This is a genomic window from Paracoccus methylovorus (genome assembly GCF_016919705.1).
GTDB classification, from domain to species: Bacteria; Pseudomonadota; Alphaproteobacteria; order Rhodobacterales; family Rhodobacteraceae; genus Paracoccus; species Paracoccus methylovorus.
Genome location: NZ_CP070371.1, coordinates 1,017,739 through 1,029,791, shown reverse-complemented (window position 1 = coordinate 1,029,791; position 12,053 = coordinate 1,017,739). Strand labels below are relative to the sequence as shown.

Sequence of the window (12,053 nt, the reverse complement as noted above, 5' to 3'; positions counted from 1 at the left end):
GCGTATCCTCATGAAAGGATGTGGTGCATGTCGCCAAGGAAAAAGCCCCGCACGATGGCGGGGCTTTCCTTGAGACGCGCTTAGTTGCGCTCTTTGTCCACCATCTTGCCCTTGGAGATCCAAGGCATCATGGCGCGCAGCTTTTCGCCGACTTTTTCGATCTGATGTTCGTCGTTCATGCGGCGGGTCGCCTTGAAGAAGGGCTGGCCGACGGTGTTTTCCTGCATGAAATCGCGCACGAACTTGCCGGTCTGGATGTCGCTCAGAACTTCCTTCATGCGGCGCTTGGTTTCCTCGTAAGGCAGGATGCGCGGGCCGCTGACATATTCGCCGTATTCGGCGGTGTTCGAGATCGAGTAGTTCATGTTGGCGATACCGCCTTCGTAGATCAGGTCCACGATCAGCTTCACCTCGTGCAGGCATTCGAAATAGGCCATTTCCGGCTCGTAGCCAGCCTCGACCAGGGTTTCAAAGCCCATGCGGATCAGTTCGACCAGACCACCACACAGCACGGCCTGCTCACCGAACAGGTCGGTTTCGCATTCCTGACGGAAATTGGTCTCGATGATGCCCGAGCGGCCGCCGCCGATGGCCGAGCAATAGCTGAGCGCCAGATCCATCGCCTTGCCGGTCGCGTCCTGATGGATCGCAACCAGACAGGGCACGCCGCCGCCCTTGGTGTATTCGCCGCGCACGGTATGACCGGGACCTTTCGGCGCCATCATGATGACATCGACGCCCGGTTTCGGCTCGATCAGACCAAAATGCACATTCAGCCCGTGGGCAAAGGCGATTGCGGCACCTTCGCGCAGGTTGTCATGGACGTATTTCTTATAGGTCTCGGCCTGCAGTTCGTCGGGCATGGTAAACATGATGAGGTCAGCCCAAGCGGCTGCTTCGGCGATGCCCATGACCTTCAGCCCTTCGGCTTCGGCTTTCTTGGCCGAGGCCGAGCCTTCGCGCAGAGCGACCACGACATTCTTCGCGCCGGAATCGCGCAGGTTCAGCGCGTGGGCATGGCCTTGGCTGCCATAGCCCAGCATGGCGATCTTTTTGTCCTTGATCAGGTTCACATCGCAGTCGCGATCATAATAGACACGCATCGGAGTCTCCCTCATTTTCGATGCAAGAGTATTAGCAGGAGCAGGATCTCAGTTCTGTGCAATTTTCGCGGAATCTCTGGCACTTTAGAAAAGATCATGTCATAATTGGCAATAAATCGAGATATTCATGCCTGATGCCACAGATCGCCGCATTCTGCGCCAGCTTTTGGCTGATCCCGAGATTACTAACGCGCAACTGGCGGAGCGGGCTGGGGTGACGCCTGCAAGCCTCTGGCGCAGGCTGGAGCGTTTGCAGCAAACCGGTATTATCCGCGCCATCGAGGCAAAGATCGACTGGCGAAAGCTGGGCTATGAGGTGCAGGTCAGTCTGCGGTTCACATTGGACAAGACCCACCCGCGCGCCTTCGATGAGTTCATCGCTGCAGCCAGAGACGTGCCAGAGGTGACCGAGATCCAGACCTTTTTAGGTTCGGTGGACTTGCGGCTGTCGGTGATTGCCCGCGACATGGCGCATTGGCAACAGGTCTATCGCGATAGCATCCTGACTTTGCCGCATGTTTCCGACAGCGATGCGCTGATGTTGATCTCGACCATCAAAGATTTGCAGGAGTTGCCGTTGTGACTACGCTGACACCGGATGCTACAGATCTTGCTATTCTGCGGTGCCTGGCAGGGGATGCGACCCTGGGTGCGGCTGAAATCGGTCGAAGGCTTGGCCTGACCCAGCCCGCCACCTGGCGCCGCATCCGCCGTCTGACCGAAACCGGCGTCATCGCTGGCCGCCGCGTGGTGGTGGACGAAGCAGCACTGGGTTTTGGCGTTACGGTGTTTCTGGGCATCCGGCTGGCGGCAAAAGGCCGGGTAAGTCTGGAGGATTTCGAGCGCGCGGTGACTGCAATTCCCGAAGTGCAGACGGTGCAACATGTGCTGGGCCAATTCGACTATCGGCTACGTATCCATGCCCGCGACATTGCTGATTTTGAGCGCATCCTGCGACGTCGCATTATGACCCTGCCCGGTGTCGGACAGGTCGAAGCAAACGTCATGCTATCGGAGGAGCGGCGGCCGGGGCCGCTTTAGCGTGTCGGACTAATGAATAGTGGCGTGATGCCGGTGAACCTTGAGACGGTGCACCGGCATGCGGCGTTCCGCCGGGCAAATGATTGCCGTTTACACGCCAGGTGATGGGGGATGACGTCGCATGGCATGACGCCGAAGACATTGCTGACGGACTACGGCGATGGGTGTCGGGAACCGCTTCAGGGACCGATGATGCGGCAGGTCTGCTGCCGTGCCGAAATCCGGCCGCAGGCAAGTTCAGCGGTTTCCTGGTTCATGCCGACGAAGTTCGCCTCGAAACCGCGCTTGGTATTGGCAACGCGGCTCAGGGCACTGCCAAGCGCGCCGCTTTCCTGAAGGGCGGTTTTCAGCAGGATCTGCTCGGCCTCGCGCTGGGACCGAAACAATCCCAGCGAAACCCCCCAGCTTTTCCCGCCCGAACCCGATCCCCGCGCGACGATCTCGACATTCTCGGGAGCGGCTTCGTCTTCCGGCTCAAGCGAGGCGAGGATGATGGTCTCAGACCGTTGCGCCGGAGCAGGGGCGTTGAGCAAGGCCATGCTTTCCTGCTGCGGTTCGGTTGACTGGATGAAAAGCGAGGGCGAGCCGGCGGGGGCGGGCAGGCTGGCTGCCCGGTCGCCACGTGGTGCAGGCGCCGGGCGGGCGGCATTCAACGGCGGAGAGATTGTCTCTGCTGCGTCACCCTCTTCCGGACGTGCCTCGGGGCGGGCCGCATGCGCCAGCAACTCTGGGTCCACCGCTGCCTTGGCAAGCTGTCCAGTGCCCGGTTTGCGCGCCGGGCGGGCACTGGCGCTAAGCGTATCTCCTTTTCTGACGGGGACCGGCACCGCGGCGGCCTGTGCCCGCGAGACTGCGGCCGAAATCGCGGCAGGTGTCACCACTGCGACGGTGGAGGCGCGCGCCACGGGTCGGTCCGAAGCGGAAAGCTGAATATTGGATGTTGTCTGGGCAGGCTCTGCGCGCGCAACCTGCACGGTGCGGCGCACCACTTTCTTTTCGGCCACCAGTTGCGGTGGCGCTGGTTTTACCTCTCGCACACGGGTGGGGGCCTTCCCGAAGCCGGTATCCAGCAGTTGGGCCATCACCTGATTGCGATGCGCTGTCGATGTGCCGCCCAGAACGGTGGCGATGATCCGCTTGGAACCGCGCTTGGCCGAGGCGGTCAGGTTGAAGCCTGCCGCGCGGGTATAGCCGGTCTTGATACCATCCGCGCCTTCATAGCTGTCGAGAAAACGCTTGTTGGTGCTGGAAACCGTGGCAACTCCGGCATCAGCCGAACGGCGCGAGAAGATCGAATAATACTGGGGGAAGTCATAAAACAGGCGGCGGCCAAGAGTGCTCATGTCGCGGGCCGTGGAATAATGCCCTTCGGCCGTGAGCCCGTTTGCGTTGCGGAAGTTGGTGTTGCGCATCCCCAGCGCCTTGGCCATCTGGGTCATCTGCTGGGCGAATTTTGGCTCGGATCCGGCCAGCCCCTCGCCGATCACCGTTGCCGCGTCATTGGCGGATTTCACCGCTGCCGCGCGGATCAGATAACGCAGCTCGATCCGCTGGCCCGGCTTTAGCCCCAGCCGCGATGGTGGTTGCGAGGCCGCGTGACTGGACACCAGGAACTTGCTGTCCAGACGGACCTGCCCGCGTTCGATTGCGGTAAAGGCCATGTAAAGCGTCATCATCTTGGTCAGCGAGGCCGGATGAAGCCGCGTGTCCGCGTTCTGCGCATAGATTTCCTGCCCGGATCGTGCGTCCATGACGAAGGCCGCAAACGGGGCTGCGGCGACCGCCAGGGGCAGCGCCCAAGCGAATAGAATCATCAGTCCCAAACGGACGTTTTTGGCGAATCTGCTCACTGTCCCGGTCTCTTCTGCCTCTGAGGGTCCATTCGTTATGCAGACCCTTCGTTAATAAAATGACAATAACATGCATTCCGGCGTTCGGGAACCGCAAGTTTGCAGGCCTGCGGCGCAATCTGCCGCAGGTTGTCCACGCTTTCGGGCATCAACGAGGGGGCAGGGCTTATCAAGCGCGGGGAAAGGCTCTATATTCGGTCTCAGAACCGTCCATATCCTGTTACAAGCGTTGTGACCAATCCGCAGATGACCAACCGACCCGGGGACCGCGAAGAGGTCGAACTGGGGGTCAAGACCAGACCCCGCACGCAGCGGCCTCCGATGTATAAGGTGTTGCTGCTGAACGACGATTTCACTCCAATGGAATTCGTCGTGCATGTGCTTGAGCGTTTGTTCAATATGAACCACGCTCAGGCGATCGAGATCATGCTGACGGTCCACCGCAGGGGACTGGCCGTCGTCGGCGTGTTTTCGCACGAAATTGCCGAAACCAAGGTGGCGCAGGTCATGGAACTGGCGCGCCGCCAGCAGCATCCGCTGCAATGCACCATGGAAAAAGAGTAGAAATTGGCTGGATCACGGCTGGAACTTATTTTTGGCGGCACGCCGCCAGAAGGGCGTATGTTGCTGATCGGCGCAGGCGCTGCGACCGATCTTGGCCCGTTCGATCCTGCACAAGTGCAGATCGTTCAGGGCTATTTTCCCGATTATCAGGCATTGAAGGCGCGGGGTTATGACACCGTGACCCAGGCCGAGGGCAAGTTTGACGGCGCCGTGGTGTTCTTGCCCCGGGCCCGGGCAGAGGCGCGGGCGCGCATCGCCCAGGCTGCTGCATCACTGACGCCCGGAGCTTCGCTTTGGATCGATGGGCAAAAGACCGACGGCGTGGATGCGGTGATAAAGGAGATGCGCGGTCTGGCTGCCGTCGATCAGATCCAGTCCCGCGCCCATGGCAAGATTTTCCGCGTCACGCCTCCACCTGCCGATTGGCTGCCCGAGGGCTGGGCGGCGCGCGACCATGAGGTCGCCCCGGGCATGGTGACGCGGCCGGGCGTATTCTCGGCCGATGGGCCGGACCCAGCTTCGCAGGCGTTGGCGGCAGCGCTGCCGGACAAGCTGCCCACCCGGATCGTCGATCTGGGCGCGGGTTGGGGGTGGCTTTCTGCCGAAATCCTCAAGCGTCCCGGCGTCGAGGTGTTGCATCTGGTCGAAGCCGATGCGACGGCGCTGGAGTGTGCGCGGCGCAACGTCCGCGACCTGCGCGCGCATTTTCACTGGGCGGATGCGCGGGATTTCCACCTGCCCGAGCCGGTGAACGGTATCGTCATGAACCCGCCCTTTCACGAAGGACGCGCGGCCGATCCGCGGCTGGGGGCTGGTTTCATCCGCGCAGCGGCAGGGCTTCTGACCGGGGCGGGGCGGCTGTGGATGGTTGCCAACCGCCACCTTCCCTATGAGCAGGCCTTGCGGGAATGCTTTGCCGAAGTCTCGGAACTGGGTGGCGATTCACGCTTCAAGATCCTGACAGCTTCGGGTGCGCGGCGGCCTGCTGCCGGCCGCCCTCAGCCGAAAGGCAGAAGAAGATGAGCCTGTCCATCCAGGGCAAGACCGCCATCGTCACCGGCGCCGCACGGGGTATCGGTCTGGCCATCGCCCGCCATTTCGAAGAGGCGGGTGCCAATGTCATGTTCGCCGACAGCGACGAAGCGGCGCTGATGACCGAATTGGGCGAGCAGGCTGTGGGAGAGGGGGCCGTGCGGGCCTTTTCTGGTGACCTGAGCCAGAAACTGACGCTGGCGAATCTGGTTTCTGCCACCATCGACGCCTTCGACCGGGTCGATATTCTGGTCAATGCGCATCGCATGGTGCAGGGTTGCGACCCGCTGACGGTGAATGACGAATTGCTGGGCGATATGCTGCGCCAGAACATGAGTTCAGGGCTGCGGCTTTCGCAGATGGTTGCCAAGCGCATGATTGCCCAAGCTGAAGAGGCGGACGAAAATGCCTTGCAGCACGGTGCGATCGTCAACGTCGCTTCGCTGGCCGCCGACTGGCCGCAGCCGCAGATGCTGGCCTATTCCATCGCCAGCGCGGCGCAGGCGCAGGCCACGCGCTCGTTGGCCTCGGCGCTGGCTCCCAAGCGGATTCGCGTGAACGGCGTGGCCTTTGCCAGCATTATGTCGAACAACCTGCAGCTGAAGCTGCGCGAGGATCCGGGCCTGCGCGACCGCATGGTGGCGGCCACGCCCTTGGGCCGGATCGCCGGCGCGGATGAACTGGCGGCAACGGTTCAGTTTTTGGCCAGCGAGGCGTCAAGCTTTGTCACGGGGCAGATCCTGCGGGTCGATGGGGGCCGCAGCCTGGGCGACCCGCGGGCGCCGGGTGTTTACTGAAAGCCAGCCTTAATCCTCGGGATGCGCCGCCTTGCAGGCTTCGACCGCAGATCGGGCGGCCGGGGCCAGCGCCTGTTTGCGGGCCAAAAGGTTGTCGCGCTTGCGCGTTTCGGCCGCGGGGTCGATCGGCACGCGGAACCTTTCGGTATCGGCAACATCACGCAGGCAAGGGCGATAACCCAGCCGGCGATTGCCGTCCTTGTCCACCCAGGCAAAGCGGCAATCTTCCCATTGCGTGCGCATCACCATGCGCTCTTCCCAGGCATAACCCCGCGCCAGATTGGCCTCGACCTCGGTCAGCAGGTTCGAGACGGTGCGATATTCGCGGGTATTGCGACTGATACATTGTTCTTGCGGGGTGCCGCAGGCGGCGACAACCAGAACAGGCATCAGGGCAAGCAGGATGTTGCGGGTCATGACCGGTATCTCTAGTTGTTCCAGCTGAAAGCATAAGCCCGTCCCAAGGGCGGGGCAATTCACGAATGCAAAGGCAAACCCATGGAAATGCAGGATGAGCGACAAGAAGCCGCAGTCTGGTTTCGGGAATTGCGTGATCGGATCGTGACCGCCTTCGAGGCGCTTGAGGATCGCGGCCCGGGCGGCGCTGCACCCGGCCGGTTTGATATCCGCGAAACGAAGCGGGGCGAGGATGGCGGCGGCGGTTTGATGTCGGTCATGCGCGGCGGGCGGGTTTTTGAGAAAGTCGGCGTGAACTGGTCGGCGGTGCACGGCGAACTATCCGCCGCCGCCCGGCAATCCATGGCGGCGCGCGGCGTGCCCGGGATCGAGGCCGACCCGCGTTTCTGGGCCAGCGGCATCAGCCTGGTCGCGCATATGCAGAATCCGCATGCGCCTGCCGTGCATATGAACACGCGCATGTTCTGGACCCCCGGCGCGTGGTGGTTCGGGGGTGGCGCGGACCTGAACCCTTGCCTGGAATATGCCGAGGACACCGCGCATTTTCATGAAACGCTCCGCACGGCCTGCGGGCTGCATGGCGCGGATTACTATGACCGTTTCAAGGCTTGGGCGGATGAGTATTTCTTTGTCCCGCATCGGGGCCGGGCGCGTGGCGTGGGCGGCATCTTTTTTGACGACCTGAACAGCGGCGATTGGCGCGCCGATTTCGCCTTTACCAAGGCGGTGGGTGAAGCTTTCCTGCCCGCCTTCTTGCCGCTTACCGAAAAACACATGGGTCAACCGTGGGGAGAGGTCGAAAAGGATGCCCAGCTTATCCATCGCGGTCTCTATGCCGAATACAATCTGGTCTATGACCGTGGGACCAAATTCGGTCTAGCCACCGGCCATGATCCCGAGGCCGTGCTGATGAGTCTTCCGCCGCTGGCGAAATGGGTCTGATGGCGGATTGGCCGGATCTTTATCTGATGCGGCACGGTCAGACAGTCTGGAACGCCGAAGGGCGGATGCAGGGCCGGCTGGATTCGCCGCTGACCCCGCTTGGCGTAGCACAGGCCCGACGGCAGGCTTGGTTGGTGCGCGACCTGACAGGCATGTCGTACTATGCCAGCACTGCAGGCCGGGCCCGGCAAACCGCGCAGATCGTCTTTGCCGGACAGGGCGTCACCTTTGATGACCGCCTGCACGAGATCGATATCGGCAGTTTCAGTGGTCAACTTTGGGAAGAACTGCGTGCGGCCCATCCCGCGATATTCCGCGATACCGGTTTGTACTGGTATGACCGCGCACCGGGTGGCGAGCATTTTTCCGGGCTTGAGGTCAGAGTGCGTTCGTTTCTGGACGATCTGGCCGGTCCGGCGTTGATCGTTACCCATGGCATAACCCTGCGCATGCTGCGGCTGGTGGCGATGGGGCTGCCGCTGGAACGTCTGGCCGAGATGCCGGTGACCCAAGGCGGGCTGCATCTGGTCAGCCGCGGGCGGCATCGGATGTTCTTCTAGGCGATCAGGATTTGCGCGGCAGAGGGCGTGCGGGGTTGCCCACGACCGTCGCACCCGGAGCCACGTCGCGCGTCACCACCGAACCGGCGCCGATGATGGCCCCGTCGCCCACGGTCACGCCGGGCAGGATGACGGCACCGCCGCCGACCCAGACATCGTCGCCAATGGTAATGGGTTTGCCCCATTCGACACCTTTGGCGCGGGTTTTGCGGTCGCGCGGCCGATCCTCGGTCAGCAATTGCACGGCGGTGCCGAACTGGCAGCGCGCGCCAATGCGGATTTCACAGATATCCATGAAGAAACAGCCGTAATTCACGAAGCACCCCGGACCGAAATGGATGTGCTTGCCGTAATCGACATGAAAGGGGGTGCGGACCACGGCGCCGTTCCATGTGCCCAGCAACTGGGTCAGGGCGCGGGCGCGGGTCTTGTCGCCGATGATCGTGGCGTTGTAGTCGCGCATCAACCCCTGTGCGGCCTTGCGCATCGCCACCAACTCGCCATCGCCGGGGTTATAGGGCCGGCCGGCCAGCATGTCCTCGCGCGCCGTCAAATGAAGCCAAGCTCCAAGCGGGCCTCTTCGGACATCATATCCATGCCCCATTGCGGCTGGAAGGTCATCTCGACATCGACCTGCTTGATCCCGGGCAGCGGCTCGACCGCATCGGCGACCCAGCCGGGCATCTCGCCTGCGACCGGGCATCCCGGCGCGGTCAGGGTCATGATGATGCGCACGGAGTTTTCATCGCTGATATCAATGGTATAGATCAGGCCCAGATCAAAGATGTTGACCGGAATTTCGGGGTCGTAGACCGTTTTGCAGGCTTCGACCACGCTTTCGTAAAGGGGATGATCGGTTGTCGAGGGGGCGATCAGCGGATCGCCTTCCGTGAGGTTTTCGGTGCTCATACGGCGTGTCCTGTAAAATCTTGGCAAAGATATAGGACTTATGCCATCCGGGGTCCAGAGCCGCTTAGAAGCGGAAGTTCAGCCGCCGCGCCACCCCGATGCTGATCGAGGGCTGGCTACGCGTCTCGACCAAGGGCGAATCTCCCGAATCTCCAAGCAGCCGGCCATAGGTCAGCCGCCCCATCAATGCCGTATCGGGCATGAATTCATAGCGCGCCTCGACGCTGATACGGGCGATATAGGCGCCGCCGTCCGGGTCATGGACAGGTTTGCCGCTGGCAGTGGATTCGCCAGATGTGACCCCAAAGTAGGTGCCGGTGAAATCCTGATTGCCCAGACCCAGTTCGGCCCCGGTCCAGAGCGTCAACTTGTCGGTCGCCTCGAAGCGGTATTTCGCGCCCAGTTCGCCGACCACGCCGTGATGCCCGCCAAAACCCTTGCGAATGGCGCCATAGCTGGTCAATTCGCCCATGCGCCAGGACAGTTTCATGCCGATCTCGCCAGCACGGTCGATGTCATCCATGCCGCGTAGATCGTCATAGTCACTGGCATCTCGCTTGCCGACATAGTCCAGCGAGGGCAGGATCGAGAGCCCGTCGGGCTTGCCACGATCGGCATTGGCACTGCGCAGGATGAACCAGGGCGAGGCATCCAGATTGTCCGAGCCCATGAATTCCGGGCTGTATTTCACGCCCAGCCCGGCATCGAACGACAGCCCGCGGCCCAGCTCCAGCGACTGCGCCATTGCGGGCGAGCTCAGGGCGGTGGCGGCGAGAAGCGCAAGCGCGGCAATCCGGGTCATGGCGAATCCTTATCGATTTGGTCGGGACCCTGCGTCAGAACGCTTGCGCAGGGCAAGCGGAGTCTGCCGGATTATTAAACAATAATCCGCGGCTGTTGCGCTCACGACCGCTCGGCCTTTTCCAGCCGGTCCAGCGCCTCCATCCACAGCGTTTCGGCCCGCAGCATGGCCTCGCTGGCCTCGGCGTGCTTGCGCCCCAATTGCTCGGCTTTCAGCGCATCGTCATAGGTCGAGGGATCGGCCATGATCGTATCAAGCTTGCCCAGCATGGCGGTCAGCTTTTCGACCCGTTCCTCGGCCCGCCGGGCCTCGGCGCGCAACTCCAGAACCTTTTCGCGGGGGGCGCGTTTCGGGGCCGGCTTTGGCTCGGTTTTCGGCTCGGGCTTGTCCTCGCCGGTCAGAAGCATCCGGCGATAGTCGTCCAGATCACCCTGCCATGGGCTGACCCCACCCTGATCGACCAGCCACAACCGGTCGGCCACCAGGTTCAGCAGATGCATGTCATGGCTGACCAGAACCACGGCCCCGGTATAGTCGTTCAGCGCCAGGGTCAGCGCCTCGCGGGATTCGATGTCCAGATGGTTTGTCGGTTCGTCCAGAATCAGCAGATGCGGCGCGTCTATGGTGGCAAGCAGCAGCGAGAGCCGCGCCTTCTGCCCGCCGGAAAGCTGGCCGACCCTGGTTTCGGCCTGCCCCTCCATCAATCCGAAACCGGCCAGCCTGGCGCGCAGCCTGGCGGGCGGCTCGTCCGGGCGCAGCCTGCGGACGTGATCCAGCGGCGTGTCGCCCAGTTCCAACTCATCGACCTGATGCTGGGCGAAATAGCCGATGCGCAGCTTGCCCGAGCGGTTGGTGCGCCCCTCCATCGGCTCCAGCCGCTCGGCAAGCAGTTTGGAAAGTGTCGACTTGCCCTGTCCGTTGCGGCCCAACAGCGCGATGCGGTCGTCCTGATCGATGCGCAGGTTCAGCCGGTGCAGGACCGCGCGCCCGTCGTAGCCGACCGAGACCCCGTCCAGCGAAACGATGGGCGGCGACAACTGGTCCGGCTGAGGAAAGCTGAACCGATGGAACTTTGCCTCTTCGGGGGCGGTGATCGGTTCCATGCGTTCCAGCATCTTGACACGGGCCTGCGCCTGCCGGGCCTTGGTCGCCTTGGCCCGGAACCGATCGACAAAACTTTGCAGATGTGCCCGACGGGTTTCCTGCTTCTTGGCCTCGGCGGCCTGCAAGGCGCGCTTCTCGGCACGGGTCCGGGCAAAGATGTCATAGCCGCCGGAATACAGCACCAGCCTGCGATCCTCCAGATGCAGGATATGGCCGACGGCGCGGTTCAGCAGATCGCGGTCATGGCTGATGACGATGACGGTATGGGGATATTTCGCCAGATAGCTTTCCAGCCATAGCGCGCCCTCAAGATCCAGATAGTTCGTCGGCTCGTCCAGCAGCAGCAGGTCGGGCTGGGAAAACAATACACCCGCCAAAGCAACGCGCATGCGCCAGCCGCCGGAATAATCGCTGGTCGGCCGTGCCTGATCCTCGGTCGAAAAGCCAAGCCCCTTCAGAATGGTGGCGGCCCGTGCCTCGGCCGACCAGGCGTCGATATCGGCCAGACGGGTCTGGATATCGGCGATGCGTGCCGGATCGGCGGCGCTTTCGGCCTCGGCCATCAGGCAGGCGCGCTCGGTATCGGCGGCAAGCACCGTGTCCAGCACCGAGGTCGCCGTGCCCGGCGCCTCTTGCGCCACCCCGCCGATGCGGGTGCGCGAGGGCACGCTGATGGCGCCTCCGTCCAGCGAAAGCTCGCCCCGGATCAGCCTGAACAGCGTCGTCTTGCCGGCACCGTTCGGGCCGACCAGCCCGACCTTGTGTCCGGCGGGAATGGTGGCCGAGGCATGTTCGAACAGCGGCCGACCGGCGATGGAATAGGATATGTCATCAATGCGCAGCATGCCGCCCCGCATGGCGCAAGCCGGGGCGGGCGTCAATGCCGCCGCCGCTTTTCAAGCGCCCGCGCCCGTGCTAACCGGGCGCGGATT

General features: G+C 62.7%; 14 protein-coding genes. 7 read left to right on the top strand and 7 right to left on the bottom strand.

What is annotated here, in order from left to right:
- Positions 1-80: 80 nt before the first annotated feature.
- A complete protein-coding gene (gene ilvC / locus JWJ88_RS18330) occupies positions 81-1,103 on the bottom strand; it encodes a ketol-acid reductoisomerase (RefSeq protein WP_205295872.1) in 1,023 nt (340 codons plus the stop codon).
- Positions 1,104-1,230: 127 nt separating this feature from the next.
- On the opposite strand from ilvC, the gene JWJ88_RS18325 reads away from it, so the two are divergent.
- Together JWJ88_RS18325 and JWJ88_RS18320 are read left to right on the top strand one after the other, a co-directional pair.
- Entirely contained in the window at positions 1,231-1,686 is a 456-nt protein-coding gene (locus tag JWJ88_RS18325; RefSeq protein ID WP_205295871.1) for an Lrp/AsnC family transcriptional regulator, read from the top strand.
- A complete protein-coding gene (locus tag JWJ88_RS18320; protein WP_205295870.1) occupies positions 1,683-2,144 on the top strand; it encodes an Lrp/AsnC family transcriptional regulator in 462 nt (153 codons plus the stop codon). Before JWJ88_RS18325 ends, JWJ88_RS18320 begins: the two co-directional genes overlap by 4 nt.
- Positions 2,145-2,323: 179 nt before the next feature.
- On the opposite strand, the gene JWJ88_RS18315 is transcribed toward JWJ88_RS18320, so the two are convergent.
- Positions 2,324-3,895 carry a D-alanyl-D-alanine carboxypeptidase family protein gene (locus JWJ88_RS18315; protein WP_205296908.1) on the bottom strand — a complete coding sequence of 524 codons (1,572 nt, stop codon included), beginning with the start codon at positions 3,893-3,895 and terminating at the stop codon, positions 2,324-2,326.
- A gap of 345 nt (positions 3,896-4,240) precedes the next feature.
- Between JWJ88_RS18315 and clpS the strand changes: the two genes are divergently transcribed.
- From clpS to JWJ88_RS18300, 3 genes are read left to right on the top strand one after another with little or no spacing between them, the layout of a single operon-like run.
- The gene (gene clpS, locus JWJ88_RS18310) at positions 4,241-4,558 is read left to right on the top strand and encodes an ATP-dependent Clp protease adapter ClpS (RefSeq protein WP_205295869.1); all 318 of its coding nucleotides are present in this window, start codon (positions 4,241-4,243) and stop codon (positions 4,556-4,558) included.
- Positions 4,559-4,561: 3 nt separating this feature from the next.
- The gene (locus tag JWJ88_RS18305; protein WP_205295868.1) at positions 4,562-5,581 is read left to right on the top strand and encodes a class I SAM-dependent methyltransferase; all 1,020 of its coding nucleotides are present in this window, start codon (positions 4,562-4,564) and stop codon (positions 5,579-5,581) included.
- The gene (locus tag JWJ88_RS18300; RefSeq protein WP_205295867.1) at positions 5,578-6,387 is read left to right on the top strand and encodes an SDR family NAD(P)-dependent oxidoreductase; all 810 of its coding nucleotides are present in this window, start codon (positions 5,578-5,580) and stop codon (positions 6,385-6,387) included. Before JWJ88_RS18305 ends, JWJ88_RS18300 begins: the two co-directional genes overlap by 4 nt.
- A 9-nt stretch (positions 6,388-6,396) precedes the next feature.
- On the opposite strand, the gene JWJ88_RS18295 is transcribed toward JWJ88_RS18300, so the two are convergent.
- The gene (locus JWJ88_RS18295) at positions 6,397-6,804 is read right to left on the bottom strand and encodes a putative periplasmic lipoprotein (protein ID WP_205295866.1); all 408 of its coding nucleotides are present in this window, start codon (positions 6,802-6,804) and stop codon (positions 6,397-6,399) included.
- A gap of 81 nt (positions 6,805-6,885) precedes the next feature.
- Between JWJ88_RS18295 and hemF the strand changes: the two genes are divergently transcribed.
- Positions 6,886-7,746: an oxygen-dependent coproporphyrinogen oxidase gene (hemF, locus tag JWJ88_RS18290; RefSeq protein ID WP_205295865.1), complete on the top strand. Its 861-nt coding sequence runs from the start codon at positions 6,886-6,888 to the stop codon at positions 7,744-7,746.
- A complete protein-coding gene (locus JWJ88_RS18285) occupies positions 7,746-8,306 on the top strand; it encodes a histidine phosphatase family protein (RefSeq protein ID WP_240200286.1) in 561 nt (186 codons plus the stop codon). Before hemF ends, JWJ88_RS18285 begins: the two co-directional genes overlap by 1 nt.
- Before the next feature lie 4 nt (positions 8,307-8,310).
- On the opposite strand, the gene JWJ88_RS18280 is transcribed toward JWJ88_RS18285, so the two are convergent.
- The 4 genes from JWJ88_RS18280 to JWJ88_RS18265 all read right to left on the bottom strand — a co-directional run bounded on the left by JWJ88_RS18280 (position 8,311) and on the right by JWJ88_RS18265 (position 11,966).
- Positions 8,311-8,859 carry a sugar O-acetyltransferase gene (locus JWJ88_RS18280; RefSeq protein ID WP_205295863.1) on the bottom strand — a complete coding sequence of 183 codons (549 nt, stop codon included), beginning with the start codon at positions 8,857-8,859 and terminating at the stop codon, positions 8,311-8,313.
- A complete protein-coding gene (locus tag JWJ88_RS18275; RefSeq protein ID WP_205295862.1) occupies positions 8,856-9,215 on the bottom strand; it encodes an SUF system Fe-S cluster assembly protein in 360 nt (119 codons plus the stop codon). The genes JWJ88_RS18280 and JWJ88_RS18275 overlap by 4 nt, the downstream gene beginning before the upstream one ends.
- A gap of 64 nt (positions 9,216-9,279) precedes the next feature.
- Positions 9,280-10,017, bottom strand: coding sequence for a MipA/OmpV family protein (locus JWJ88_RS18270; RefSeq protein ID WP_205295861.1), 738 nt, complete (start codon positions 10,015-10,017; stop codon positions 9,280-9,282).
- A 101-nt stretch (positions 10,018-10,118) separates the two neighbouring features.
- Complete coding sequence (locus JWJ88_RS18265) at positions 10,119-11,966, bottom strand: ABC-F family ATP-binding cassette domain-containing protein (RefSeq protein WP_205295860.1); 1,848 nt, start codon at positions 11,964-11,966, stop codon at positions 10,119-10,121.
- Positions 11,967-12,053: the final 87 nt, after the last annotated feature.

Excerpts from the sequence above, each read along its gene's own strand:
- ilvC (WP_205295872.1), bottom strand. The coding sequence starts at position 1,103 with ATGCGTGTCTATTATGATCGCGACTGCGATGTGAACCTGATCAAGGAC.
- JWJ88_RS18325 (WP_205295871.1), top strand. The coding sequence starts at position 1,231 with ATGCCTGATGCCACAGATCGCCGCATTCTGCGCCAGCTTTTGGCTGAT.
- JWJ88_RS18315 (WP_205296908.1), bottom strand. The coding sequence starts at position 3,895 with ATGGACGCACGATCCGGGCAGGAAATCTATGCGCAGAACGCGGACACG.
- clpS (WP_205295869.1), top strand. The coding sequence starts at position 4,241 with ATGACCAACCGACCCGGGGACCGCGAAGAGGTCGAACTGGGGGTCAAG.
- JWJ88_RS18300 (WP_205295867.1), top strand. The coding sequence starts at position 5,578 with ATGAGCCTGTCCATCCAGGGCAAGACCGCCATCGTCACCGGCGCCGCA.
- JWJ88_RS18295 (WP_205295866.1), bottom strand. The coding sequence starts at position 6,804 with ATGACCCGCAACATCCTGCTTGCCCTGATGCCTGTTCTGGTTGTCGCC.
- hemF (WP_205295865.1), top strand. The coding sequence starts at position 6,886 with ATGGAAATGCAGGATGAGCGACAAGAAGCCGCAGTCTGGTTTCGGGAA.
- JWJ88_RS18285 (WP_240200286.1), top strand. The coding sequence starts at position 7,746 with ATGGCGGATTGGCCGGATCTTTATCTGATGCGGCACGGTCAGACAGTC.
- JWJ88_RS18275 (WP_205295862.1), bottom strand. The coding sequence starts at position 9,215 with ATGAGCACCGAAAACCTCACGGAAGGCGATCCGCTGATCGCCCCCTCG.
- JWJ88_RS18270 (WP_205295861.1), bottom strand. The coding sequence starts at position 10,017 with ATGACCCGGATTGCCGCGCTTGCGCTTCTCGCCGCCACCGCCCTGAGC.
- JWJ88_RS18265 (WP_205295860.1), bottom strand. The coding sequence starts at position 11,966 with ATGCTGCGCATTGATGACATATCCTATTCCATCGCCGGTCGGCCGCTG.